General features: G+C 60.2%; 24 protein-coding genes. 15 read left to right on the top strand and 9 right to left on the bottom strand.

Features of this window, described 5'->3' with window-relative positions:
• The first annotated feature begins 21 nt into the window (after window positions 1-21).
• Both gcvT and gcvH read left to right on the top strand, forming a co-directional pair.
• Window positions 22-1104, top strand: a complete 1083-nt coding sequence (gene gcvT, locus AABM52_RS29350; protein ID WP_347909674.1) for a glycine cleavage system aminomethyltransferase GcvT — start codon at window positions 22-24, stop codon at window positions 1102-1104.
• Between the two features lie 48 nt (window positions 1105-1152).
• A complete protein-coding gene (gcvH, locus tag AABM52_RS29345; protein WP_347909673.1) occupies window positions 1153-1536 on the top strand; it encodes a glycine cleavage system protein GcvH in 384 nt (127 codons plus the stop codon).
• Window positions 1537-1590: 54 nt separating this feature from the next.
• Here the strand turns inward: gcvH and AABM52_RS29340 are convergent, their stop codons facing one another.
• Window positions 1591-2733: a DegT/DnrJ/EryC1/StrS aminotransferase family protein gene (locus tag AABM52_RS29340; protein WP_347909672.1), complete on the bottom strand. Its 1143-nt coding sequence runs from the start codon at window positions 2731-2733 to the stop codon at window positions 1591-1593.
• A gap of 153 nt (window positions 2734-2886) precedes the next feature.
• On the opposite strand from AABM52_RS29340, the gene gcvP reads away from it, so the two are divergent.
• Window positions 2887-5760: an aminomethyl-transferring glycine dehydrogenase gene (gene gcvP / locus AABM52_RS29335; protein ID WP_347909671.1), complete on the top strand. Its 2874-nt coding sequence runs from the start codon at window positions 2887-2889 to the stop codon at window positions 5758-5760.
• A gap of 196 nt (window positions 5761-5956) precedes the next feature.
• Here the strand turns inward: gcvP and AABM52_RS29330 are convergent, their stop codons facing one another.
• The 5 genes from AABM52_RS29330 to AABM52_RS29310 form a co-directional block, all read right to left on the bottom strand.
• A complete protein-coding gene (locus AABM52_RS29330) occupies window positions 5957-6274 on the bottom strand; it encodes a DUF2388 domain-containing protein (protein ID WP_347909670.1) in 318 nt (105 codons plus the stop codon).
• Window positions 6275-6342: 68 nt separating this feature from the next.
• On the bottom strand, window positions 6343-6792 hold the full coding sequence (locus AABM52_RS29325) for an NfeD family protein (protein ID WP_347909669.1): 450 nt from the start codon (window positions 6790-6792) through the stop codon (window positions 6343-6345).
• Between the two features lie 8 nt (window positions 6793-6800).
• Window positions 6801-7721, bottom strand: coding sequence for an SPFH domain-containing protein (locus AABM52_RS29320; protein WP_046039079.1), 921 nt, complete (start codon window positions 7719-7721; stop codon window positions 6801-6803).
• An 84-nt stretch (window positions 7722-7805) separates the two neighbouring features.
• The gene (locus tag AABM52_RS29315; RefSeq protein WP_347909668.1) at window positions 7806-9590 is read right to left on the bottom strand and encodes an ATPase, T2SS/T4P/T4SS family; all 1785 of its coding nucleotides are present in this window, start codon (window positions 9588-9590) and stop codon (window positions 7806-7808) included.
• A gap of 90 nt (window positions 9591-9680) precedes the next feature.
• Complete coding sequence (locus AABM52_RS29310; protein ID WP_347909667.1) at window positions 9681-10019, bottom strand: hypothetical protein; 339 nt, start codon at window positions 10017-10019, stop codon at window positions 9681-9683.
• A gap of 126 nt (window positions 10020-10145) precedes the next feature.
• Between AABM52_RS29310 and AABM52_RS29305 the strand changes: the two genes are divergently transcribed.
• Entirely contained in the window at window positions 10146-10616 is a 471-nt protein-coding gene (locus AABM52_RS29305) for an Lrp/AsnC family transcriptional regulator (RefSeq protein WP_007993158.1), read from the top strand.
• An 87-nt stretch (window positions 10617-10703) separates the two neighbouring features.
• On the opposite strand, the gene AABM52_RS29300 is transcribed toward AABM52_RS29305, so the two are convergent.
• Window positions 10704-12071 (bottom strand): CYTH domain-containing protein, encoded by a 1368-nt coding sequence (locus tag AABM52_RS29300; RefSeq protein WP_347909666.1) that lies wholly within the window; start codon window positions 12069-12071, stop codon window positions 10704-10706.
• Between the two features lie 157 nt (window positions 12072-12228).
• Between AABM52_RS29300 and argE the strand changes: the two genes are divergently transcribed.
• Window positions 12229-13380, top strand: a complete 1152-nt coding sequence (gene argE, locus AABM52_RS29295; RefSeq protein WP_347909664.1) for an acetylornithine deacetylase — start codon at window positions 12229-12231, stop codon at window positions 13378-13380.
• Window positions 13381-13577: 197 nt separating this feature from the next.
• Window positions 13578-14876, top strand: coding sequence for an amino-acid N-acetyltransferase (gene argA, locus AABM52_RS29290; RefSeq protein WP_347909663.1), 1299 nt, complete (start codon window positions 13578-13580; stop codon window positions 14874-14876).
• Window positions 14877-14928: 52 nt separating this feature from the next.
• Here argA and tauA read toward each other — a convergent pair whose 3' ends face one another.
• On the bottom strand, window positions 14929-15918 hold the full coding sequence (tauA, locus tag AABM52_RS29285; RefSeq protein WP_347909662.1) for a taurine ABC transporter substrate-binding protein: 990 nt from the start codon (window positions 15916-15918) through the stop codon (window positions 14929-14931).
• Window positions 15919-16282: 364 nt separating this feature from the next.
• Between tauA and AABM52_RS29280 the strand changes: the two genes are divergently transcribed.
• From AABM52_RS29280 to AABM52_RS29240, 9 genes are all read left to right on the top strand, one after another.
• A complete protein-coding gene (locus AABM52_RS29280; RefSeq protein ID WP_347909661.1) occupies window positions 16283-17623 on the top strand; it encodes an OprD family outer membrane porin in 1341 nt (446 codons plus the stop codon).
• Window positions 17624-18034: 411 nt separating this feature from the next.
• Complete coding sequence (locus AABM52_RS29275) at window positions 18035-19378, top strand: OprD family porin (protein WP_347909660.1); 1344 nt, start codon at window positions 18035-18037, stop codon at window positions 19376-19378.
• Window positions 19379-19669: 291 nt separating this feature from the next.
• Window positions 19670-20308 (top strand): peroxiredoxin, encoded by a 639-nt coding sequence (locus tag AABM52_RS29270; RefSeq protein WP_347909658.1) that lies wholly within the window; start codon window positions 19670-19672, stop codon window positions 20306-20308.
• Between the two features lie 289 nt (window positions 20309-20597).
• Window positions 20598-21191: an NADPH-dependent FMN reductase gene (ssuE, locus tag AABM52_RS29265; protein WP_347909657.1), complete on the top strand. Its 594-nt coding sequence runs from the start codon at window positions 20598-20600 to the stop codon at window positions 21189-21191.
• Window positions 21192-21280: 89 nt separating this feature from the next.
• On the top strand, window positions 21281-22276 hold the full coding sequence (locus AABM52_RS29260) for a sulfonate ABC transporter substrate-binding protein (protein WP_347909655.1): 996 nt from the start codon (window positions 21281-21283) through the stop codon (window positions 22274-22276).
• A gap of 25 nt (window positions 22277-22301) precedes the next feature.
• Window positions 22302-23450, top strand: a complete 1149-nt coding sequence (ssuD, locus tag AABM52_RS29255; protein WP_095057518.1) for an FMNH2-dependent alkanesulfonate monooxygenase — start codon at window positions 22302-22304, stop codon at window positions 23448-23450.
• Between the two features lie 9 nt (window positions 23451-23459).
• Window positions 23460-24242, top strand: a complete 783-nt coding sequence (gene ssuC, locus AABM52_RS29250) for an aliphatic sulfonate ABC transporter permease SsuC (RefSeq protein WP_347909654.1) — start codon at window positions 23460-23462, stop codon at window positions 24240-24242.
• Window positions 24239-25045, top strand: a complete 807-nt coding sequence (gene ssuB / locus AABM52_RS29245; protein WP_347909653.1) for an aliphatic sulfonates ABC transporter ATP-binding protein — start codon at window positions 24239-24241, stop codon at window positions 25043-25045. Before ssuC ends, ssuB begins: the two co-directional genes overlap by 4 nt.
• A gap of 34 nt (window positions 25046-25079) precedes the next feature.
• Window positions 25080-25295, top strand: a complete 216-nt coding sequence (locus AABM52_RS29240) for a molybdopterin-binding protein (RefSeq protein ID WP_007967989.1) — start codon at window positions 25080-25082, stop codon at window positions 25293-25295.
• Window positions 25296-25417: 122 nt separating this feature from the next.
• Here AABM52_RS29240 and AABM52_RS29235 read toward each other — a convergent pair whose 3' ends face one another.
• Window positions 25418-26050: a TetR/AcrR family transcriptional regulator gene (locus AABM52_RS29235; protein ID WP_347909652.1), complete on the bottom strand. Its 633-nt coding sequence runs from the start codon at window positions 26048-26050 to the stop codon at window positions 25418-25420.
• Window positions 26051-26103: the final 53 nt, after the last annotated feature.

Raw genomic sequence — 26103 nt, 5'->3', positions numbered from 1 at the left:
CACGCCCGGAAGGAGAAACCCATGGGACAGCGTACGCCTCTGTATGACCTTCATCTCGCACTCGGCGCGAAGATGGTCGATTTTGGCGGTTGGGACATGCCTCTGCATTATGGATCGCAGGTCGAGGAACACCATCAGGTGCGCCGCGATTGCGGTGTCTTCGATGTATCCCACATGACCGTAATCGATGTCGGCGGCTCCCAGGCCAAAGCCTGGCTCCAGCATTTGCTGGCCAATGATGTCGAACGCCTGCACAGCCCCGGCCGTGCGTTGTACAGCACCATGCTCAACGAGCAGGGCGGCATCGTCGACGACATGATCGTCTACCGTCTCGACGAGGGTTATCGTCTGGTGGTCAACGCCTCCACCCGCGATCAGGACATGGCCTGGATGCAAGCGCATCTCGACGGTTTCGACGTGCAACTTCGCGAGCGTTCCGAGTTGGCGATGCTGGCCATCCAGGGCCCTCACGCCCGGCAAAAAATCGCCGAACTGGTCAGCCAGTCCCGCGGCAACCTGATCCAGCTCCTCAAGCCTTTCGAAGGCCTGCCCGATGGTGACTGGTTCATCGCGCGCACCGGTTATACCGGCGAAGACGGCCTGGAAATCATTCTGCCGGCTGATCAGGCGCCAGGCTTCTTCAACGATCTGGTCGGAGCCGGGATTTCTCCCATCGGCCTTGGCGCGCGGGATACCTTGCGGGTCGAAGCCGGCATGAACCTTTACGGTCAGGACATCCAGCAGGATATTTCACCTTTGGCCTCCAATATGGCCTGGAGCATTGCCTGGAAACCTGCCACCCGGCAGTTCATCGGGCGCAAGGCGCTGGAAACCGAACAGGCCACCGGCGTACAGCAAAAACTGGTAGGACTGGTCCTTGAGGAGCGCGGTGTTTTGCGCGCTCATCAGGTGGTCCGCATCGCCGATGTTGGCGAAGGGGAGATCACCAGTGGTAGTTTCTCTCCTACGCTAAGCAAGTCGATTGCACTGGCGCGCGTGCCGATGGCAACAGCCGACCGCGCTGAAGTGGAAATCCGTGGCAAGTGGTACCCGGTCCGGGTTGTCAAACCGACCTTCGTACGCCACGGCAAAACCTTGATCTAATCTTTTCTGGCGGGCATGCCCGCCGACCATTTCCTGAGGACAAAGAACATGAGCGATATCCCTGCCGACCTGCGTTTTGCCGAAAGTCACGAATGGGCACGTCTGGAAGCCGATGGCACCGTCACCGTGGGCATCAGCGATCACGCGCAGGAAGCGCTGGGTGATGTGGTGTTCGTCGAGTTGACTGAAGTCGGTAAAGTCTTCGCCGCCGGTGATCAATCCGGTGTGGTGGAGTCGGTTAAAGCCGCTTCCGACATTTACGCCCCGATCAGCGGCGAAGTGATTGCGATCAACGAAGAACTGGGTGGTTCGCCAGAATTGCTCAACACCGATCCGTACGGCGCTTGGATCTTCAAGCTCAAGCCAAGCAACACTGCCGATCTGGAAAAACTGCTGGATGCCGCCGGCTACAAGGCTGCCATCGGCGAATAAGCCTGACGCAGCATCCCAAAGCCCCGATCCGTCGGGGCTTTTTCATTTGCGGGCTCAGGCGTCGCACAAAACCGCTTTCACCGCCGTCACCGAACGCTCGACATCCGCTTTGCTCATCGCCGTGAACATCGGCAGCGAGACAATCAGCCGACCGACCCGCTCAGCGACCGGGAACATGCCTTCCTTAAAACCGCGCTCGCGGTAAAGGCTCAACAGGTGAATCGGCGGGTAGTGATAGCCGATCCCGACACCCAATGCCTGCATCTGCTCCATGAAGGTCGCCCGCGCCGGTTTGCCATCCTTGCGCTCCGGCAATACCAGCTGGAACAGATGCCAGTTACTGTTCTCGAAATCCGCTGGCGGCAGTTGCGCCCCGTACTGCGCTTCGAAATCCGCGCCAAAACAGGCGAAATAGTGCCGGGCCAGGTCACGGCGATGAGCGGTGATGGCTTCGATATGAGCAAATTGCCCCAGGCCAATGGCTGCGGCAACGTCGGTCATGTTGAACTTGCCACCCAGCACGTCGACGTCCAGGCCATCGAAGCCGTTGCGGGTAACGCCCTGCAGCCGGTATTTCTCAGCCAGTCGTACTTCTTCGGCCGTATTCAGCACCAGGCAACCGCCCTCGGAGGAGGTGACGTTTTTGTTCGCCTGGAAACTGAAAGACACGAAGTCCCCCGTCGAGCCAATGCGCTGGCCGTTCCAGCTGGAACCCAGCGCCTGGGCTGCATCTTCCACAATCCGCAGGCCGTGCTTTTGCGCCAGGGCGTACAAGCGCGTCATGTCCACCGGCAATCCGGCGAGGTACACCGGGATGATGGCTTTGGTGCGGGGGGTAATTGCCGCTTCCAGTTGATCCAGATCGATGTTGCGGGTCACCGGGTCGATGTCGGCAAACACCGGGGTGGCGCCGACTTCCAGGATGACGTTGGCGGTGGCGACCCAGGAAATCGGCGTGGTGATCACTTCATCGCCCGGCCCGACCCCGGCAATACGCAGGGCGATTTCCATGGTGCAGGTGCCGGAGTTGAAGGTGCGCACCGGGCGCCCGCCAAAATACTCGGAGAGTTGCGCTTCGAAGGCCTGGACCTTGGGGCCGCTGGTGATCCAGCCCGAGCGCAATACGTCGCCGACGGCGGCAATCGTGGCTTCATCGATAGTGGGTTTGGAAAACGGCAGGAAAGGCAGTTGGCTCATGGATACAGTCACCGATCAGCGGACATTAAGTTGGCGGCGGACATGATGATCCGGATTGCTCGAGCGCGCCACGTCATCCACCGGGAGATCGACTGCTATGCTGGTTTGACCGTGTTGCATCGACGCTGAGCGCCAGTCAAGAGAGAGCCCGTCATGTCCCAGTTGCCGTCCCTGAGCCAGTTACGCGACCCCAATGCCTTTCTGCGCCGCCACCTCGGGCCCGATGCCGCCGAGCAACAGGCGATGCTCGACAGCCTCGGCCTGGGCAGTCGGGTCGAATTGATCGAGCAGACGGTACCGCCGGGCATCCGCCTCAACCGGGCGCTGGACCTGCCCCCGGCACTTGATGAAGAGGCCGCGCTGGCCAAGCTGCGCGGTTATGCCGAGCAGAACCAGGTCTGGACCAGCCTGATCGGCATGGGCTACCACGGCACCCTTACACCGGGCGTCATTTTGCGTAACGTGCTGGAAAATCCCGGCTGGTACACCGCGTACACCCCCTATCAGCCAGAGATCGCCCAAGGGCGGCTCGAGGCGCTGCTGAACTTCCAGCAACTGACCATCGATTTGACGGGCCTGGAGCTGGCCAATGCCTCGCTGCTCGATGAAGCCACCGCCGCGGCAGAGGCAATGGCCCTGGCCAAGCGGGTCGCCAAGTCCAAAAGCAACCTGTTCTTTGTCGACGAAAACTGCCACCCGCAAACCATTTCCGTGGTGCAGACCCGCGCTGAAGGTTTCGGTTTCGAGCTCATCGTCGACGCTGTGGATAACTTGAAGCAGCACCAGGTGTTCGGCGCATTGCTGCAATACCCCGACACCCACGGTGAAATCCACGACCTGCGGCCGCTGATCGATCATCTGCACGCGCAACAGGCCCTGGCCTGTGTCGCCACGGATTTGCTGAGCCTGTTGTTGCTGACCCCGCCGGGTGAACTGGGTGCCGATGTGGTGTTCGGCTCGTCCCAGCGATTTGGCGTGCCCATGGGTTACGGCGGGCCCCACGCGGCATTTTTTGCCAGCCGCGATGAATACAAACGAGCGATTCCGGGGCGGATCATCGGAGTTTCGAAAGATGCCCGGGGCAACACTGCCCTGCGCATGGCCCTGCAAACCCGCGAGCAACATATCCGCCGGGAGAAGGCCAACTCCAATATCTGCACGGCCCAGGTGCTGCTGGCCAATATCGCCAGTTTCTATGCGGTCTACCACGGCCCCGAAGGGCTCAAGCGGATCGCCCAGCGGGTACACCGGCTGACCTGCATCCTGGCCGCCGGGCTTGGGCGCAACGGTATCACCCGGGTCAACCGGCACTTCTTCGACACCCTGACGCTGGAAGTCGGCGGAACCCAGACCGCCATCATCGAAAGTGCCCGGGCCACGCAGATCAACCTGCGGATTCTCGGGCGCGGACAACTGGGCCTGAGCCTCGACGAGGCCTGCGATGAAGGCACCGTGGCGAAGTTGTTCGACGTGTTCCTGGGTGCCGATCACGGGCTCAGCATCGATGACCTGGATGCCGAGGTCTTGCCTGGCGGAATTCCCGAAGGGCTGGCGCGAACTTCGCCTTATCTGCGCCATCCCGTGTTCAGCGCCCATCACAGCGAAACCGAGATGCTGCGCTACCTCAAGCAACTGGAAAACAAGGACCTGGCGCTCAATCAATCGATGATCCCGCTGGGCTCCTGCACCATGAAGCTCAACGCCACCAGCGAGATGATCCCGATTACCTGGCCGCAGTTCGCCAACCTGCACCCGTTCGTCCCCAAGGAACAGGCCGCCGGTTATGGGCTGATGATCGAAGAACTGGAGCGCTGGTTGTGTGCGATCACCGGTTTCGACGCGATCTGCATGCAACCCAACTCCGGTGCCCAGGGCGAATACGCCGGGCTGCTGGCGATCCGCAAATACCATGAGAGCCGGCAACAGGGCGGTCGCGATATCTGCCTGATTCCGTCGTCGGCTCACGGCACCAACCCCGCGTCGGCGCAAATGGCCGGGATGCGCGTGGTGATCGTCGAGTGTGACGAGGCGGGCAACGTCGACCTGGAGGACCTCAAGGAAAAAGCCGCGCAGGCCGCAGACAAACTCGCCTGCCTGATGGCGACCTATCCTTCGACCCATGGCGTGTATGAGGAAGGCATCAGCGAAATCTGCGAAGTGATCCACCAGCACGGGGGGCAGGTGTACATGGATGGCGCCAACCTCAATGCTCAGGTTGGGCTGGCGCGGCCAGCCGATATTGGCGCCGATGTCTCGCACATGAACCTGCACAAGACCTTCTGTATTCCGCATGGTGGCGGCGGGCCGGGCATGGGGCCGATCGGTGTTCGGGCGCATCTGGCACCGTTCGTGGCCAACCATCCGGTGGTGCCGATCGACGGCCCGCATCCGCAAAATGGCGCCGTCAGCGCAGCGCCCTGGGGCAGCGCAAGCATTCTGCCGATCAGCTGGATGTACATCGCGATGATGGGGCCGCAACTGGCGGACGCCAGCGAAGTGGCGATCCTGGCTGCGAATTACCTGGCGCGGCATTTGTCCGGTGCTTTCCCTGTGCTCTACACCGGGCGCAACGAGCGGGTGGCCCACGAATGCATCCTCGACCTGCGACCGCTCAAGGCGTTGACCGGCATTACCGAAGAGGACGTGGCCAAGCGCCTGATGGACTACGGCTTCCATGCCCCGACCATGTCGTTTCCGGTGCCGGGGACGCTGATGGTCGAACCGACCGAAAGCGAATCGAAGGCGGAACTGGACCGCTTTATCGGGGCGATGCTGAGCATCCGCGCGGAAATCAACGAGGTGCAAAACGGTAACTGGCCGGCTGAAGAAAACCCGTTGAAAGGTGCGCCGCATACGTTGGCCGATATCACCGGCGTGTGGGAGCGGCCGTACAGCATCGTGCAAGCGGTCACGCCGGACGCGCACACCAAGGCTCACAAATACTGGCCGGTGGTGAACCGGGTGGACAATGTGTATGGGGACCGGAACCTGTTTTGCGCGTGTGTGCCGGTGGATGATTACCGCTGACATTTCAGTCTGCACATACCCCCTGTGGGAGCGAGCTTGCTCGCGAATGCGGTGTGACAGTCAATGAAGTTTTTACTGATCCACCGCTATCGCGAGCAAGCTCGCTCCCACAGGGGGGGGCTCGGTGAACATGGGGCTTGTGTTCGCAAGGCAAAAAAATGCCGCTCAATTGAGCGGCATTTTTCATTCGCAACGCTTACTTCGAAGCCACGGCATTCTTCGCCAGGATCGCGTTCGCCAGTTCCATATCCGTGGCCTGCAGGCCCGGGTTGTCGGCGCGGACTTTCTGCATGGCCGCTTCCAGGTATGGACCGCGGATACTGCCATCACTGGCGACGAAGCTGCTGGCATCGTCCTGAGCCGCGACGACCAGCTTGTTATCCTTGGATGTCAGATAGCTCGAACCGGTGGTTGCACCGGAGGTAAGAATGTTACGCCAAAAAGTATCGGCCATCGCCGAACCGACAGGCAAAGACAGCAGCGCGACGGTAGCGACAGCAAGTTTGAAACGCATGACAGGGTGACTCCACTGGGTTGACTACGCGGTTGGATTGCCAACCCCCAATCGAGTTCCGTGTTTGCCTAATTCGTCGCTTCGACCAGCAGGATCGCGCCTTGCTGCCCGACCACCCGTACGCGGCTGCCAATGGCAGCGTCCGGCCCGCGGGCCATCCACACGCCGTCGGCCACCTTGATCTTGCCGCGACCGTCGACAATCGCTTCATGCACCACGAAGGTTTTGCCGATCAGCTCCTGACCTCGCAGATTCAGGTGCGGCTGATCGCTCGGACGCATCGCCGTGCGCTGACGCCGCCACCAGTACAACGCGGTGGTGATCGACAGCAGGCCGAACAACAGAAACTGCCATTCCCAGGACAGGTCCGGCAGCAGGAAGGTCAAGACGCCTACGGCTGCCGCGGCCATGCCGATCCACAACAGGTAACCGCCGGCGCCGAAAACTTCGAGAATCAACAGCACCGTGCCCAGCGCCAACCAGTCCCAGAACGAAAGGTGCTGCAAAAATGCCCACATGGCGCGCCTCAGGCTTTCTTGTTATCGAAAGTGGCCTTGACGATTTCGCCAATGCCGCCCACCGCGCCGATCATCGAACTGGCCTCCAGCGGCATCAGGATCACCTTGCTGTTGTTGGCCGAAGCCAGCTTGCCCAGCGCATCGATGTACTTCTGCGCCACGAAGTAATTGACCGCCTGCACGTTGCCGCTGGCGATGGCTTCGGACACCACTTTGGTCGCCTGGGCTTCCGCCGCGGCTTGCCGCTCGCGGGCTTCGGATTCCAGGAAGGCGGCCTGGCGACTGCCTTCGGCTTCGAGGATCTGCGCCTGCTTCTTGCCTTCGGCGGTCAGGATCGCTGCGGCACGCAGACCTTCGGCCTCGAGGATCTGTGCACGCTTGATCCGTTCGGCTTTCATCTGCCCCGACATCGCCGCCATCAGGTCGGCGGGTGGGCTGATGTCCTTGATCTCGATCCGGGTGATCTTGATGCCCCACGGAGCGGTCGCTTCATCGACGGTTCGCAGCAGTTTTTCGTTGATGCCGTCACGCTGGCTGAGCATGGCGTCGAGTTCCATCGAGCCGAGCACGGTGCGGATGTTGGTTTGCAGCAGGTTGCGGATGGCGTGTTCGAGGTTGTTGACCTCGTAGGCCGCCTGGGCCGTGTTGACCACCTGGAAGAAGCACACGGCGTCGATTTGCACCGTGGCGTTGTCGGAGGTGATGACTTCCTGCGGCGGAATATCCAGCACGCTTTCCATCACATTCATCTTGCGGCCGATGCGGTCCATGACCGGAATGATAACGTTCAGCCCCGGCTTGAGCGTGTTGGTGTAGCGACCGAAGCGCTCGACGGTCCATTCAAAGCCTTGGGGCACGACCTTGAAACCCATGAACAGAATGGCGACCACCAGGCCGACAAAAAGCAAAAGCACACTACCGATCTGCATAACGATTCCTTGTTGATGTGTGGATCTGTGGAGTTGCAATCGCTGGAGTGTAGCTGTGCCGATGCCGGATAAGTACAGCCGGGCTCAGTTCTGCTCGCTCTGGGGTGTCACGCGCAGAACCTCCTCGATGGTCGTCAGCCCGGCGCCGACCTTTTGCGCTCCTGACAGCCGCAGGCTGCGCATTCCTTCCTTGAATGCCTGGCGCCGCACGGCCAGCAGGTCGGTGTCGGGGCTTATCAACGCTTTGATACCATCGCTCAGCTGCATGATTTCGTAGACCCCGGCGCGACCGCGATAACCGGTGTCGCGGCATTCCACGCAACCGATGGCGCGCTGGGCATTGGTCGGCAAGGGTGCTTGCCAGGGACGGGTCAGGGTTTGCCAGTCATCCTCGCCCAGCGTCAGCGGCGCCTTGCAGTGCGGGCACAGGGTTCGCACCAGTCGCTGGGCCATGACGCCGAGCACTGTGGCTTTGATCAGGTAATGCGGTACGCCGAGCTCCAGCAGGCGGCTGATGGCGCTGGGTGCATCGTTGGTGTGCAGGGTCGACAGCACCAGGTGCCCGGTGAGCGCCGCCTGGATCGCCATCTCTGCGGTCTCGAGGTCGCGGATCTCGCCGATCATGATGATGTCCGGGTCTTGCCGCATCAGCGCGCGCACGCCGGCGGCGAAGGTCAGGTCGATGTTGTGCTGGACCTGCATCTGGTTGAACGCCGGCTCGACCATTTCGATCGGGTCTTCGATGGTGCAGAGGTTGACCTCCGGCGTCGCCAGTTTTTTCAGGGTGGTGTAGAGGGTGGTGGTCTTGCCCGAACCCGTCGGCCCGGTGACGAGGATGATGCCGTGGGGCTGGCGGGTCATGTCTTGCCAGCGGCGCAGGTCGTCGGCGGAGAAACCAAGCTGGTCGAAGTCCTTGAGCAATACTTCCGGATCGAAGATCCGCATGACCATTTTTTCGCCGAAGGCCGTGGGCAGTGTCGACAAGCGCAGTTCAACTTCACCGCCGTCCGGGGTCTTGGTTTTCACCCGGCCGTCCTGGGGTTTGCGTTTCTCGGCGACGTTCATGCGCCCCAGGGTTTTCAGACGACTGACGATGGCCATGGTGACCTGGGGCGGGAATTGATAGACGTTGTGCAGCACACCGTCAATGCGAAAGCGCACCGTGCCTTGCTCGCGCCGGGGCTCGATGTGGATGTCGCTGGCGCGCTGCTGGAACGCGTACTGGAACAGCCAGTCGACGATGTTGACGATGTGTGCGTCGTTGGCGTCCGGCTCCTGGTCGCTGGCGCCGAGGTTGAGCAACTGCTCGAAATTGCCGAGGGTGCTGACTTGCGGGTCGCCGCTGTTCGCCCCGGTGACCGATTTGGCCAGGCGGAAGAATTCGACGCTGAAGCGCTGGATGTCCACCGGGTTGGCCACCACGCGCTTGATCGGCAATTTGAGCACGTGGGTCAGGTCAGCCTCCCAGCCGCTGACATAAGGCTGGGCGCTGGCCACGGTGACCGCCTCGCGGTCGATCGCTACCGCGAGGATCTTGTGGCGCTGGGCGAAGGCATAGGACATCAGCGGGGTCACGGCAGCGACATTGATTTTCAACGGGTCGATGCGCAGGTAAGGCTGGCCGGCCTGCCGGGACAGCCACAGGGTCAGGCTCTCGAGGTCCAGCGGTTTGCCGGGACGGCTGAGATCGTCCAGCTGTTGGCTGGCAATGAACTCCAGCGGATGCATCTGGCCAAGTGAGGCGTTGCGGCGGCGGGCATTGAGCGCGTGTTCGGCCGAATCCTGACTGATAAGGCCCTGGGCGACCAGTTCGCGCAGCAGGTCATTGAGATCCAGCCAGCGGTCCTGAAGGGCGAGTTGTACGGACATGCGGGCTCCTTTTGAACGACAGTGCGCAAAGGATAGCCGTGGCCAGGCTGACCGCTGGGCCACTACCCGATGAAGCCGTTTCGGAGTTTTTCAGCCCGCCGCTTGAACCGCTTCAGCCCATGGGGAGTCAGCTTCTTGCAACTCCACCGAGCAGACGCTGATCAGGTTACGAAGTTTTTCCGCAATCACTTGCGCACGGTGCCAGCTCAAACCGTCGATGACGATCTCGATGTTCAGCCAGTCGTCCTGGCGCTGCGCGTTGACCTGCTCCGGCGTGAGCAATTGCAAGGCGAACAAGTTGAGCGCGCGGCACAACAGGTCCGGTTCTGCCTCAGCCAGCATTTGATAGCGAACCCGGCAGTGGGCGTTGCCGACGCTCCAGACATCGGCACGGGCAGGTGGGGTGTTCACGGCTTCGAGATACGGCATGGTCAGGCTCCAAAATCATTGGAGAAATATTTACATCCTGTGTCGGGTATTTCTTCTCTATGATTGGCTGTATTGCACAAATGAAGAATCAATCAATTCATTTGTTAATCGGTTTAGGGTTTTTTTATGCAAAGTGAACTGGATAGCTACGACCGCAAAATCCTCGCCTTGCTGCAAGAGGATGCTTCGCTTTCCAGCGCACAGATCGCCGAGCAGGTGGGTCTCTCGCAATCGCCGTGCTGGCGGCGGATTCAGCGGATGAAAGAGGAGGGCATCATTCGCGGCCAGGTGACCTTGCTCGACCGCAAGAAAATCGGCCTGAACACGCAGATCTTCGCGGAGGTGAAACTCAATGCCCACGGGCGTTCGAACTTCACCGAATTCACCGAGGCGATTCGCGGTTTTCCGGAGGTGCTGGAGTGTTACGTGCTGATGGGGGCGGTGGATTTCTTGCTGCGCATTGTCACGGCAGACATCGAGGCGTACGAGCGCTTCTTCTTCGAGAAGTTGTCGATGGTGCCGGGGATTCAGGAGGTGAATTCGATCGTGGCGTTGTCGGAGATCAAGTCGACCACCAGTTTGCCGGTGGTGCGATAAAGCAAAAAAGATCGCAGCCTGCGGCAGCTCCTACACTCGGATGGAGTACAGCTATAGGAGCTGGCGAAGCCTGCGATCTTTTGGGTATTACAGACGCAACAACATCTTCCAGGCACGGTTCTGATACACCGCAATCGCCTGCTGCTTGCGCGCATCCAGGACTTCGTCGGTGATCGATTCGTTGGCCAGCTGCGCCAGCTTGTTCAGCTCGCCGTACAGGCGATCCATTTCCGGGATCTCCAGCACGTTGCGCGCATGGTGCAGCCAGACCTGGATGCGTTCGATGCGCGGCAGTTGCTCGGCCAGGTCTTCCGGTTGTTGCTGGTAACGTTGCAGTTGCAACGAAGTGGCTTCTTCGCCCAGCAGGCGGGGCAACCAGCTGCCCAGTTGCGCAGCGCCCTGGCGATTGCCACGGGTGTTGCGGTCGGCGGCCCAGGTGCGGGCCAGCAGCCAGCGCGAGGTGGTCAGGGAGAACAGGCCCCAGCGTGGGTCTTCGAGTTCTTCGAGGAATTGCTCGGGCGCGGCTTTGCGCACGTCTTCATCTTCCAGGCCTGCTTGTACCAGCGGGCGCCAGTCTTCCAGCAAGGCATCGAGGGCGATACGCAGATCGTGGGTCGACTGACGTGGTGCGGCCTGGCCCAGGCTGCTGATCAGCGCGCGCATTTCCGCGAGGCATTCGACCCAGTCCTGCAACAGGCGCCAGTGGCCGTTGAAGCGATACTGCTCGGCCAGTCGCTGGCTGCTGCCCAGCAAATGCCAGCTCAGCGCGGCGAACGCGTCGTCCAGCGGCGTTTCGGCGGTGATCTGCGGCGCCGGCAGGCTCAACGAATAGCTGTGGGCGTCGTACAGGCGATAACCGCGCTCGGCCTTGCTGATGTCACACGGCATCAGGGCCAGTTTCTCGGCCAGCTCGGCGGCCAGTTCCAGCAGGGCCGCCGGCTCGCCTTCGCGCAGTTCCAGTTCCAGCTCGCAGATTTCTTCTTTCTGCTTGCCGACCACGACGTGACCCAGGTCCAGCGCGGCTTCGATGACCACTTTGGTCTTGCCGCGACCCCAGGCGATTTCCGCGCGTTCGCGGACGAAGTCGGTGGTGAAGATCGGCTTCAGGGTCTTCTTGTCGAGCTCGGCCAGTTCCTCGGGCCAACATTCGCCGTCGAGCTTCTTCAGGTCGAGCTTGGCTTTGGGCAGGTTCCAGTCGTACTCGTTACGAACGGACAGGCCGGCGATGCTCTGGCCGCGGGTCTTGAGGGTCTGAATCACTTCTTCGCCATCCTTGCGCAGGCGCAGGGCGACTTTGGCCTGGGCCAGATCGCGCTCGGGCGTGTCGAAGTACTGGTTCATCAACTCACGGCGTTCCCAGCCACTTTTGTTGCGTTTTTTCAGTAGCGGGTGCTCGCGCAGGGCGGCGAGGGTTTCGCGGCTGACGCGGAGTTTGATTTCGGTTTCTTTCTGCATGGCCGGAAAATCCAGGATCGGGAGCGCAGCCGGGGGAATGTGTGGCTGCCAAGGTCGTGCAGTGTACAGGACTCAAGGTTAGTCCGCGTCGCGACGGTTTATTCCTGCCATCGGTTGGTTCTATGATGGAACTCAATTCGGGTGCCGGGAGTCAGCGATGCCATTGCCGTCGATGAAAGAACAATTCGCTGCGTTGATCGCCGCACCGTCGGTCAGTTGCACCCAGCCCAGTCTCGATCAAACCAACCGCCCGGTCATCGATCTGCTGGCGACGTGGCTCGGTGAGCTGGGTTTTACCTGCGAGATCCAGCAGGTCAGCCCTGGCAAGTTCAACCTGCTGGCCAGTTTCGGCTCCGGCCCCGGCGGCCTGGTGCTGGCCGGGCACAGCGACACCGTGCCGTTCGACGGCGCGCTGTGGCAAACCGACCCGCTGAAGCTGACTGAAGTCGACGGTCGTTGGGTTGGCCTGGGCAGTTGCGACATGAAGGGCTTTTTCGCCCTGGCCATCGAGGCGGTCAAACCGCTGCTCGATCAGCCGTTCAAACAGCCGTTGCTGATTCTCGCCACTTGTGATGAAGAAAGTTCGATGTCCGGTGCCCGCGCGCTGGCCGAAGCGGGGCGGCCGCTGGGGCGGGCGGCGGTGATCGGCGAGCCGACCGGGCTCAAGCCGATCCGCATGCACAAAGGCATCATGATGGAGCGCATCGACATCCTCGGGCAGAGCGGTCATTCCTCCGACCCGCGCCTGGGCCACAGCGCCCTGGAGGCCATGCACGATGCCATCGGTGAACTGCGTGGCCTACGCCTGTTGTGGCAGCGCGAATTCCGCAATCCACAGTTTGGCGTGCCGATGCCAACGATGAATTTCGGCTGCATCCATGGCGGCGACAATCCCAATCGCATCTGCGGCCAGTGTTCGCTGGAGTTCGATTTGCGGCCGCTGCCCGGCATGGACCCCAAGGTCCTGCGCGCCGAGATCCTGCAGAAGCTCAAGCCGGTTGCCGAGCGACATCAGGTCAAGATCGATTACGCGCCGTTGTTCCCCGAAGTGCCTCCGTTCGAGCAGGCCGAGGACGCCGAGCTGGTGCGCCTTGCCGAAAAGCTCACCGGTCACAGCGCCGAAGCAGTGGCGTTCGGCACCGAAGCACCTTATCTTCAGCGCCTTGGCTGTGAAACGCTGGTGCTTGGCCCGGGTGATATCGCCTGCGCCCACCAACCGGGGGAATACCTCGAAATGTCACGTTTGCAGCCTACGGTGCATCTATTAAGGCAACTGATCGAACACTATTGCCTGACACCGGCAACTTGATCATGTGGGAGCGGGCTTGCTCGCTCCCACAGGGTCTGTGATTTGCCTGACAAGCCGTATAAATTGCCGGTACCCAAACCCGTATTCATGAGGAGAGCGCGCGTGTCGCCAAGCCTGTTCCGACGATAACCATCAGCCCGCTGTGCGTTTTCAGATTCGCCCTTTTTTCGGCTGCTATTTATTACAGGCCCAGGTTCATGCCCGAATACGTCAATTGGCTTCGTCACGCTTCGCCTTACATCAACGCCCACCGCGATTGCACCTTTGTCGTCATGCTGCCCGGCGACGGCGTTGAACACCCGAATTTCGGCAATATCGTCCACGACCTGGTGCTGTTGCACAGCCTGGGCGTGCGTCTGGTGCTGGTTCACGGTTCCCGCCCGCAAATCGAAGCGCGCCTCGCGGCCCGTGGCCTGACCCCGCATTACCACCACGGCATGCGCATCACCGATGCCGCGACCCTGGAGTGCGTGATCGACGCGGTCGGCCAGTTGCGCATTGCCATTGAAGCTCGCCTGTCGATGGACATGGCTTCGTCGCCGATGCAGGGCTCGCGCCTGCGGGTGGCCAGCGGCAACCTGGTGACGGCGCGGCCGATCGGCGTGCTTGAAGGCGTCGACTATCACCACACCGGCGAAGTGCGCCGGGTCGACCGCAAGGGCATCAACCGTCTGCTGGACGAGCGCTCCATCGTGCTGCTGTCGCCGCTGGGTTATTCACCGACCGGGGAGATTTTCAACCTGGCCTGCGAAGACGTCGCCACCCGCGCGGCCATCGACCTGGGTGCGGACAAACTGCTGCTGTTCGGCGCCGACCTGGGTCTGATCGACGAACACGGGCGCCTGGTGCGTGAATTGCGTCCGCAGCAAGTGCCGGCGCATCTGCAGCGGTTGGGCAGTAATTATCAGGCGGAATTGCTGGATGCCGCGGCCGAAGCTTGCCGTGGCGGTGTGGCCCGCAGCCATATCGTCAGCTACGCCGAAGACGGTGCACTGCTGACCGAACTGTTCACCCGCGACGGTGGCGGCACCCTGGTGGCCCAGGAGCAGTTCGAAGTCGTGCGCGAAGCGGCCATTGAAGACGTCGGTGGATTGCTGGATTTGATCAGCCCGCTGGAAGAGCAGGGCATCCTGGTGCGCCGTTCCCGCGAGGTGCTGGAGCGCGAGATCGAACAGTTCAGCGTGGTCGAGCGCGAAGGAATGATCATCGCCTGTGCGGCGCTGTATCAGATTGCCGATTCGGATGCCGGTGAACTGGCGTGCCTGGCGGTGAACCCGGAGTATCGCCATGGCGGTCGCGGTGATGAGTTGCTGGAGCGCATCGAAACCCGCGCCCGGGCCCAGGGTTTGAAGACTTTATTCGTCCTTACCACCCGCACCGCTCACTGGTTCCGCGAACGTGGTTTTGTGCCGAGCAGCGTTGACCGCCTGCCGTCGGCGCGGGCGTCGCTGTACAACTATCAGCGTAATTCGAAGATCTTCGAAAAAACCCTGTAATCCAGCAGCTTATTGTGGCGAGGGAGCAAGCTCCCTCGCCACAGGGTTCACGTTACTCCTGGACAAACTTCGCGCTGACATACGGCGAATAATCCGGCAGCACCGTCTCCACCTTCCCTTGCTCCTTCAAGAATTTCGCCGTCTCGCCAATGGCCTTGGCTGTGCCGCCGTCCAGTAGCGCGGCGCTCTGTTGCGCCTTGGCATCCGGGAATGCGGAACCGGCCAGTAACTCGGGAACATCGGCGGCATTGGCACCGGTCAGTTTGGCGATTTTCTGCACTGGTACCGAGTCGGCAGTCCAGTTGGCTTTATGCGCTGCGTAATCAGCAAAGGCGTCGAGGGTGACCTTGGCGAATCCGGCCACCACCTCCGGGTGCTTCTCGGCGTAATCCTTGCGTGCCACCCAGACCTCAAAGGTGGGCGCACCCCATTGGCCTACCTGTGCAGCGTCGGTCAGGGTCTTGCCACTCTTGCGGATTTCCCCCAATGCGGGCGACCAGACAAACGCGCCATCAATATCACCACGCTTCCAGGCTGCCGCGATTTCCGCCGGCTGCAGGTTCACCACTTTGACTTTCGAGCTGTCCAGGCCCCAGTGCTTCAGCGCGCCAAGCAGGCTGTAGTGGGAGGTTGAAACGAAAGGCGTGGCGATGGTCTTTCCGATCAGATCTTGCGGTTTTTCGATGCCGCTGCCATTGCGCACCACCAGCGCTTCGGCGGCATTGATCTGGGCCGAGACGATGAACGCGACAATCGGCAGGTTGCGCGAGGCTGCAGCGGCCAGCGGACTGGAGCCGAGATTGCCGATTTGCACATCGCCAGAGGCAATCGCCGTGACCACTTCCGGGCCGCTGTTGAAGCGTCGCCAGTCGATGGGCTGGCCGATGGTTTTTTCGTAAAGACCATCGGCCTGGGGGACTTTGCTGGGGTCTATTCCGGTTTGATAGCCGACGGTGAGGTTCGCCGCCTGGGCGGCGAAAGAAAATGCGAACGATACACAAACTGTAACAATTGATCCGGATAGTGCGCGTTTGGTCGTCATGGGTCTGCCTTTCGGTAAAGGATTTGTTTCCGAATTGCGTCAGAAACTAATCGATCTAAAAAAGCGAAAATAAATACCGATTAGGAATTAGCTTATGAGCCAAACCTTCTATTCTGTGGTGGTCGCGCAGTGGGGAGCTAAATTCCTAAACGGTATTAGAAAAGAATTAGGTAATTCTTTTCAGGTTCATGACGAATTCATGACCCGGCAGGGACCAAAAAATCGGGGATTAGACTATGGTCGTAGACACATACAGTTACGATTGACTTGTGGGTCACGCTCTGGCGCTAATCGCGCATCTTAGGATTTCGGGCGTCGACTCGAGACCAGGAACACAAGAATTAGAATCGAGAGGAGCTACACAATGAACAAGTCCACCTTGGCTTTGGCCGTGGCCGTTGGGGTTATGGCGCAGCAGGCAGGCGCCGCAGGTTTCCTGGAAGACAGCAAGGCTTCCATCAGCTCTCGCACCATGTATTACGACGCCGATATGCGTGAAGGTGCGAGCACTCCTGCCAACCGTCAGCGCGAAACCGCTGAAGGTCTGAAGTTCGATTACCTGTCCGGTTTCACCCAAGGTACCGTAGGTTTTGGTATCGACGCCCAGGCTGTGATGGGTATCCACCTGGATGGCGGCAAGGGACATCACCCGACCGGTAACAGCAACTCCTTCTTCCCTAGCGATGGCAAGGAAGCGGCCGACGAGTGGAGCCGTCTGGATGGCAACGTCAAGGCGCGCTTCTCGAAGACCGAAGCCCACCTGGGTGGCGCTCTGGCACCTAACCTGCCGATCCTGATCGCGAACGACAGCCGTGTGCTGCCGCAGACCTTTGAAGGTGGCACCATCACCTCCAAAGAAATCGACAACGTGACCTTCAACTTTGGTCAACTGGAGCACGCATCGGGTCGTGCCTCCTCGAACTCCACTGGCCTGTCTGTGGCTGGCGCTACTCAGGACAGCAACAAATTCCTCTACGGCGGTGCTGACTGGAAGGTCACCAAAGACCTCTTGCTGCAGTACTACTATGCGAACCTGGAAGACTTCTACAAGCAGAACTTCCTCGGTCTGGTACACGTCTACCCGATCGCGGCCAATCAGTCGTTCAAGACAGATATCCGTTATTTCGATAGCAGCTCCGACGGCAAGAACGGCGATCCGGGTTTCCGTTTCAACAACAACAACGGTTTCGCCAAGACCCCGGGTGAGATTGATAACAAGACCTGGAGCGCCATGTTCACCTATACCCTGGGTGGCAACGCGTTCCTGATCGGGCATCAGCGTGTCAACGATGACGGCGGCTTCGTTTTCTTGAACCAAGGCAACCTTGTCGATGGCAACGGAAATCCTGAAGGTGCCGGCGGCGCGAGCTTCTACTCGTTTACCGATGCCACAGTTGGCAGCTTCATCCGTGCCGGTGAAAACACCACGTTCGGTCAGTACTCCTATGACTTCGCCTCCCTGGGCGTGCCAGGCTTGAAAGCTTCGATTGCTTACTTGAATGGCCAGGACATCAAGGCTACCAACGGTGTTGGTAAAGACCTGAGTGAGCACGAGACCGACGCGCGCATTGATTACGTGATTCAAACGGGCGCACTGAAAGGCTTTGGTACGACGCTGCGTCACGGTACCTACCGTGGCAACACCAGCACCCTCGATCAAGACCAGACCCGTCTGATCTTCAACTACACCTACAGCTTCATGTAACAGCCACAAGAAAAAGCCCCGCTCGCTGGCGGGGTTTTTTTTGCCTGCTTTTTAATATTCCAAAAAGATCTTTGCTGATTATTTATTATTCTTTTTAGTTTCTATTCATCCCGCTTAAAGTGCGCCTGTCCGACACTCATCCCTGAGCTCGGATTCAGCCATTTCGTCCCTCGACAATAGATCAGGTTCAGGCGTCGGCCTCACCGCCGATACCTCGGATCTGTCGCGGGAAGTCATATTCCTAAGCGATATTAAAAAATATCAGAAAGTTCTTTTTGGCTTTAAGGCCATGTATCCTGCGGCCCGCCAAATGACCGGCCTAGACGGTTTTCCGCGAATTTATGCATTCAGGATCCCGGGCAATCGATTCGGGACCATGAACATCAGAATTAGAAACGAGAGGAGCGAAACATGAACAAGTCCACCTTGGCCATCGCTGTGGCCGTCGGGGTTTTGACCCAGCAGGCAAGCGCCGCGGGTTTTATCGAAGACAGCAAGGCAACATTGGGGCTGCGTAACTTCTACATCAACACCGATTACCGTGACGGCACTGGCCCGAACAAAAACGAAGAATGGGGCCAAGGCTTCGATCTGCGTTTCATCTCGGGTTACACCCAGGGCACCGTCGGCTTCGGTATCGATGCGATCGGCCTGTTGGGCGTCAAACTGGATTCCGGTGGCGGCACCAACGGCGCGAGCAACAACTCGTACGGCGGCACCGTGTTTCCGAGCAAGTCCAACGGCGAAGCGGTTGATGACTTCTCCAGTCTGGGTTTGACTGCCAAAGCCAAGATCTCCCAGACCGAGCTGAAGCTGGGTACCTTGCAGCCAAAGCTGCCGGTGATCGTGACCAACGACGGTCGTCTGTTGCCGCAAACCTGGCAGGGTGGCCAGATCGCCTCGAACGACATCAAGGACCTGACCTTGATCGGCGGTCAGATCGAGCAGGTAAAAGGTCGTAACTCGAGCAACAACGAACAGTTGTCTATCTCCGGCGCCAACAGCCGTTCCGCTGCAGGCCGCGACAGCAACAAATTCATTTATGCCGGTGGCGACTACAAGATCACCAAGGACCTGACTGCCCAGTACTACTACGGCAACCTGGAGGAGTTCTACAAACAACACTTCCTGGGTCTGGTGCACAACTGGGCCATCGGCCCTGGCGTGTTGAAGTCTGACTTCCGTTACTTCAACAGCTCCGACGACGGTGCCAACGGTCACGACCCACTGTACTTCACCACTGGCAACTACAGCGGCGCAGTCAACGGCAAGGGCAAGGTCGACAACAACCTGTACAGCGGTTTGTTCCTGTACTCCGTTGCCGGTCATACCTTCGGTGGCGGTTATCAGGTCAGCAACGGCAGCAGCGATTTCCCTTGGCTGAACCAGGGCGACGGTTCGTCGAACTACACCATTACCGACTCGCAAATCCAGAAGTTCGGCCGTGCCGGCGAGCGTACCTGGCAGGCACGCTACTCCTTTGACTTCGCCAAGGTCGGCGTACCCGGCCTGACGGCGGGTCTGGTGTACCTGCACGGTGACAATATCGATACCGTTAACGCCAAGGGTGGCGAGGCGGCCAATGGAGCTTCCGAGTGGGAACGCGACCTGACCGTGGGTTACGTCGTTCAGTCCGGCGCGCTGAAGAACCTCGGCCTGATGTGGAAAAACGCCACGTGGCGTACCGATCTGCCGAACACTCGTTCCCAGGACGAAAACCGTCTGGTCGTCAGCTACTCGATCCCGCTGTTGTAATAGCGCCCGGGTAACAGAGACAAAAAAGCCCCACCCGGTATTGCACCGGGCGGGGCTTTCGCTTTTTCAAGACGGGTTCACCCCCGTAATCCCGCCTTGAACGTCCCTCTTTGCAGCAACTCAAGGCCTTCTCGAACCTTGGGGCCGATGTTCGGCCGGTTGCGCGGGCGCGTCCAGTGAACAGATATTTAATATTTCTCTATGATCTAAATAAATCGATATTTATTCTTTTTAATAGATAAAAAACACAGGCACAGTTGAACCCATCAAGCACTCACAAGGAGCAGCACCATGGGCCTCAGACTTGGCGATATCGCCCCCGATTTCGAACAGAACTCCAGCGCCGGCACCATCCGTTTCCATCAGTGGCTGGGCGATAGTTGGGGCGTGCTGTTTTCCCATCCGGCGGACTTCACGCCGGTGTGCACCACTGAACTGGGCTTCACTGCCAGGCTCAAGGACGAGTTCGCAGCGCGCGGCGTCAAGGCCATCGCTTTGTCGGTGGACCCGGTGGAGTCGCACCACAAGTGGATCGAGGACATCAACGAAACCCAGGCCACGGTGGTCAACTTTCCGATCCTGGATGACGCCGACCGCAAGGTCTCGGACCTCTACGACCTGATCCACCCCAACGCCAACGACACCCTGACCGTGCGCAGTCTGTTCGTGATCGACCCGAAGAAAAAGGTCCGGCTGACGATTACCTACCCGGCGAGCACCGGCCGCAACTTCAATGAGATCCTGCGGGTGATCGACTCGCTGCAACTCACCGACAACTACAAGGTGGCCACACCGGCCAACTGGCAGGACGGTGATGAGGTGGTGATCGTGCCGTCGCTCAAGGATGAAGACGAAATCAAACAGCGCTTTCCCAAGGGCTATCGGGCGGTCAAGCCTTACCTGCGCCTGACGCCGCAGCCGAACCGGTAAGTCTTCAGCATTTTTGGCGCCGCTGCGGACCCTTGTGGGGGCGAGCTTGCTCGCGATGGCGGCGTATCAGGCGCAACGGAATTCAAGATGTGTACCCACAAAGCAGGGGATTTCAGGTCGTTTCGACGGCCTGTTTTTTTGCCTGGAAGAAATCTGTTTATATATTTCCATAACGCATAACCAAATGAATAAATATGATTTATGGATATATGAATCAGCTGTTAAGGTCACTCCATCAACGCGAGATCGCAAGCCGCGAATCGCCAACACCATGCAAGGAGTCGTCTGAATGTTGGTTGTCTCACTCAGTGGCAGTCCCAGTCAGCGCTCTCGTTCCGGGGTGCTGCTGGATCGCTCCCGGTGTTGGTTGCAAGGGCAGGGCGTGGAAGTGGTGAGTTATCAGGTGCGGGACTTCCCGGCCGAGGACTTGCTGCACGCACGCTTCGACAGCCCCAAGGTGGTTGACCTGCTGCAACAGATTGAAAACGCCGATGGCCTGCTGATCGCCACACCGATTTACAAGGCATCGTTTTCCGGAGCACTGAAAGTCGTGCTGGATCTGCTGCCCGAACGAGCCTTGAGCCACAAGGTGGTTCTTCCGGTGGTCACTGGCGGCAGCATCGCCCACATGCTGGCGGTGGATTACTCGCTCAAGCCGGTGCTGTCGGCATTGAAGGCTCAGGAAATGCTGCAAGGTATTTTCGCCGTCGACAGCCAGATCGCCTACGGCGAAGGCAGTGCCCTGGCGCAGTTGGCGCCGGAGCTGGAACAACGACTGAATGAATCGCTGGAGCAGTTTTTCAGCGCCATGGCGCGACGGCCCAAGCCGCTCGATCCGAACTTGTTGAATGATCGCTTGTTGAGTGCTCGCTGGAGCATTTGAGCCTCACCGAAAATTGAAGTACTGGCCTTACTCGCCCGCCAACGGGCAAGCAGGTGCAGCCAAAACCCAACTGCAAAAAGGAGAGCGCCATGCGCCCTGTCATTTTGCGTCGCGGTCTGGTCGCTCTGTTTGCTGCGGCTTTGACCTTCGGCGCCATTACTCAAGCTCAGGCGCTTTCTACCCAGGAAGGCGTGCTACGAATCGGCTATCAGAAATACGGCACCCTGGTGCTGCTCAAAGCCAAGGGCACCCTGGAAAAACGCCTCGCCGCCCAAGGCGTGGACGTGCAATGGACTGAGTTCCCCGGCGGCCCGCAACTGCTTGAAGGCCTGAACGTCGGCTCCATCGACTTCGGTGTCACCGGCGAAACGCCTCCGGTGTTTGCCCAGGCAGCGGGTGCCGATTTGCTCTATGTCGCCTATGAACCGCCAGCGCCGCACAGCGAAGCGATCCTGGTGCCGAAGGACTCTCCGGTCCAATCGGTGGCGGATCTCAAGGGCAAGAAAGTCGTCCTGAACAAAGGCTCCAACGTGCACTACCTGCTGGTGCGTGCGCTGGAAGACGCCGGTCTCAAATACACCGACATCCAGACCGTGTTCCTGCCGCCGGCCGATGCTCGCGCCGCGTTCGAGCGTGGCAGCGTCGACGCCTGGGTGATCTGGGACCCGTACCAGGCCGCCGCCGAACAACAGCTGCAAGCACGCACCCTGCGCGACGGCCAGGGCATCGTCGACAACCATCAGTTCTACCTGGCGACCAAACCTTATGCGCAGAAAAATCCCGAGGTGATCAAGACCCTGGTGGAAGAGGTGCGCGCGGTGGGCCAGTGGTCCAAGGCTAACCCGCAAGAGGTGACCCAACAGGTTTCACCGCTGCTCGGCCTGCCGGCGGACATCACCCTGACCTCGGTGAAACGCCAGGGCTATGGCGCGCTGTTCCTCACCCCGGAAGTGGTCGCTGCGCAGCAGAAAATCGCCGACAGCTTTTACCAGCTCAAGCTGATTCCCAAGCAGTTGAGCATCAAAGACGTGATCTGGACGCCGCCGGCTGCCGTTGCCCAAGGCTCAGTAACCAAAGCCCAATAATTCGATTCCCCAAGGAGACCACTCCATGAGCCTCAATATTTTCTGGTTCCTGCCTACCCACGGTGACGGCCATTACCTTGGCACCGCCGAAGGCGCACGCGCTGTCGATCACGGTTACCTGCAACAAGTGGCACAGGCAGCGGATCGCCTGGGGTTCGGCGGGGTGCTGATCCCTACCGGTCGCTCCTGCGAAGATTCGTGGCTGGTGGCTGCATCGCTGATTCCGGTGACCCAGCGCTTGAAGTTCCTGGTTGCCCTGCGCCCCGGGATCATTTCCCCGACGGTGGCGGCGCGTCAGGCCGCAACCCTGGATCGACTGTCTGGTGGTCGTGCGTTGTTCAATCTGGTGACGGGCGGTGATCCGGAAGAGTTGGCGGGCGATGGTCTGTTCCTGAGCCACGAAGAGCGCTATCAGGCCTCGGTGGAATTCACCCGCATCTGGCGACGGGTGCTGGAAGGCGAAACCGTCGATTACGACGGCCAGCACATCAGCGTGAAAGGGGCGAAGTTGCTCTATCCGCCGATCCAGCAGCCGCGTCCGCCGCTGTACTTCGGCGGTTCCTCGGAAGCCGCGCAGGATCTGGCCGCCGAACAGGTGGAAATGGTCCTGACCTGGGGCGAGCCACCGGCCGCCGTGGCGGAAAAAATTGAACAGGTCCGTGCCAAGGCCGCCAAGCTCGGTCGTACCGTGCGCTTCGGCATTCGCTTGCATGTGATCGTGCGTGAAACCAACGCCGAAGCCTGGCAAGCGGCGGATAAACTGATTTCGCATCTGGACAACGAGACCATCGCTCGTGCCCAGGCTTCGCTGGCACGTTTCGATTCTGTCGGCCAGCAACGCATGGCTGCATTGCATGGCGGAAGCCGCGACAACCTCGAAGTCAGCCCTAACCTGTGGGCCGGTGTCGGTCTGGTGCGCGGCGGTGCCGGTACGGCGCTGGTGGGCGATGGTCCGACCGTGGCCGCCCGCGTGAAGGAGTACGCGGACCTCGGCATCGATACGTTCATCTTCTCCGGTTATCCACACCTGGAAGAGTCGTACCGGGTGGCCGAGTTGCTGTTCCCGCACCTCGATGTCGAGCGTCCTGAGCTACCGAAAAGTGCCGGCTATGTCAGCCCGTTCGGCGAGATGGTCGCCAACGACATTCTGCCCAAAGCCGCGTCCCAGAGCTGAGGCGCGGTCATGAAGAAAATCATCCACAGCCTTGCGCCTTGGGCGTTGCCGGTGTTGTTGCTGGCGGTGTGGCAGTTGAGTGTGTCGGCGGGTTGGTTGTCGACACGGATCCTGCCGGCTCCCATCGCCGTCATCGAGGCCGGCGTGAGCCTGGTGCGCAGTGGCGAAATCTGGACACACCTGGCGATCAGTGGCTGGCGTGCCGCGCTGGGCTTCACCATCGGTGGCGGCATCGGCCTGACCCTTGGCTTCATCACCGGACTGTCAAAGTGGGGCGAGCGCCTGCTCGACAGTTCGGTGCAAATGATCCGCAACGTGCCGCACCTTGCGCTGATTCCACTGGTGATCCTGTGGTTCGGTATCGACGAGTCGGCGAAGATTTTTCTGGTGGCGCTGGGTACGTTGTTCCCGATCTACCTCAACACCTATCACGGCATCCGCAACGTTGATCCGGCGCTGGTGGAGATGTCGCGCAGTTATGGCTTGTCTGGTTTCGGTCTGTTCTGGCAGGTGATTCTGCCGGGGGCGCTGCCTTCGATTCTGGTTGGCGTGCGCTTCGCTCTGGGCTTCATGTGGCTGACGTTGATCGTCGCGGAAACCATTTCCGCGAGTTCCGGCATCGGCTATCTGGCAATGAATGCCCGGGAATTCTTGCAGACCGACGTGGTGGTGCTGGCGATTCTGTTGTACGCGGTACTCGGCAAACTGGCCGACCTCGCGGCCCGTGGACTTGAGCGCGTGTGGCTGCGCTGGCACCCGGCGTATCAGGTTGCCAGAGGAGGTTCGGTATGACTGCCCAACAACCTCCACGCCTGCTACGCGGGACTCCGCTGGTGGTGCGCCAGTTGCAAAAAACCTTCGGTGCTCGGCAGGTGCTGCGTGAGATCGATCTGCACATTCCGGCGGGCCAGTTTGTCGCCGTGGTCGGTCGTAGCGGCTGCGGCAAAAGTACCTTGCTGCGTTTGCTCGCTGGTCTCGATCAGCCAACTGGCGGTGAGTTGTTCGCCGGTGCCGCGCCATTGAGTGAGGCGCGGGAAGACACGCGGCTGATGTTCCAGGACGCGCGTTTGCTGCCCTGGAAAAAGATCATCGACAACGTCGGCCTGGGCCTCAAGGGCAACTGGCGGCCGCAAGCGCTTGAAGCCTTGGAAGCGGTGGGCCTGGCCGATCGCGCCCACGAGTGGCCGGCCGCGCTGTCCGGTGGACAGAAGCAACGCGTGGCTTTGGCCCGTGCGTTGATTCATCAGCCGCGCCTGCTGTTGCTCGACGAACCCTTGGGTGCGCTGGATGCCCTGACCCGAATTGAAATGCAGCAACTGATCGAACGGCTCTGGCAACAGCACGGTTTCACGGTGTTGCTGGTGACCCATGACGTCAGTGAAGCGGTGGCGATTGCCGATCGGGTGATCCTGATCGAAGACGGCGAAGTCGGCCTCGACCTGCACGTGGAACTGCCGCGCCCTCGCGTGCGCGGTTCCCATCGGCTGGCGGCGCTGGAAACCGAAGTCCTCAATCGCGTGCTGGCGCTGCCTGGCCAACCGCCGGAACCGGAACCTGTTTCACCCTTGCCCACGCAGTTGCGTTGGGCTCAATAACTCAAGCCTCATCCAAACGACAGGAATCAACATCATGACAATCAAGGCCATCAACGTTCGTAACCAGTTCAAAGGCTCCATCAAGGAAATCGTCCTCGGCGACGTGCTGTCGGAAATCGACGTGCAGACCGCATCCGGCATCGTCACTTCGGTGATCACCACGCGCTCGGTGAAAGAGTTGGAGCTGGCGGTCGGCAGTGAAGTGATCGCATTCGTGAAATCCACCGAGGTGTCGATCGCCAAGTTGTAAGGCACATGCGTAAACAACAACCCCGAAGGGTTTGAGCCCTTCGGGGTTTTTTCATGTGTGCTTGTCTTGAGCTGAGCGGTGCGGCCATCGCGAGCAAGCTCGCGATGAGGTCAGTGAGCGCGCTAGAGCTTCCGCTTGGGCAGATACGGTGGCAAATACAACCCCACATAAGCATCAAACACCCGCATCCCTTCCTCGGCCATGCGCGGCGTGATCTGCCCGTGCTGCTGCACCGAGCGCGCATACACCCGGTCGCCCAGTTCCATGGCCAGGGCGAACACATCGACATCACTCGGTAGTGTCGGCAGCTCGAAGTGATGGTCGAACAGCTTGTGCATCAGGTCGCCCAGTTCGATGTCGTGCTGGCGGTCGGCCTGGGTGACTTCGGTCAGGCCGTGCTGGGCCAGAATGAGTTGGCGGGCGGCGGCATCCTCGGCGTAGATGTCGAGCATGCGTTGCTCCACCAGTCGCGACAGGTCGCGCCAGCCGCTCAAGGCGAGGTGGTCGATGGGGGCTTGCAGGCAGGCGCGGAAGGCCGCGTGGACATCGGCGGTCAGGGCTTCGAGCAGGGCGGGCACGCTGGCGAAGAAGTGGTAGACCGAGGAGGGCGGAATCTCTGCGCGCTCGGCGACGCTGTAGATCGACAGACTGGCCACGCCCTCGGCGGCCAACAGCGTGCGGGCCGCATCGAGTATCGAATCGATCCGGGCCTGGCTGGTTGCGCGGGGTTTGCGGGGGGTGGCTACGCGTGTCATTGGAGTCTCCTGCGGGGCAGCGGGCATTGTACGCAGAGCGGGCAGATGTTCCA

This window comes from Pseudomonas grandcourensis, from assembly GCF_039909015.1.
Lineage (GTDB): Bacteria > Pseudomonadota > Gammaproteobacteria > Pseudomonadales > Pseudomonadaceae > Aquipseudomonas > Aquipseudomonas grandcourensis.
This window is presented reverse-complemented; position numbering and strand designations above follow the sequence as displayed.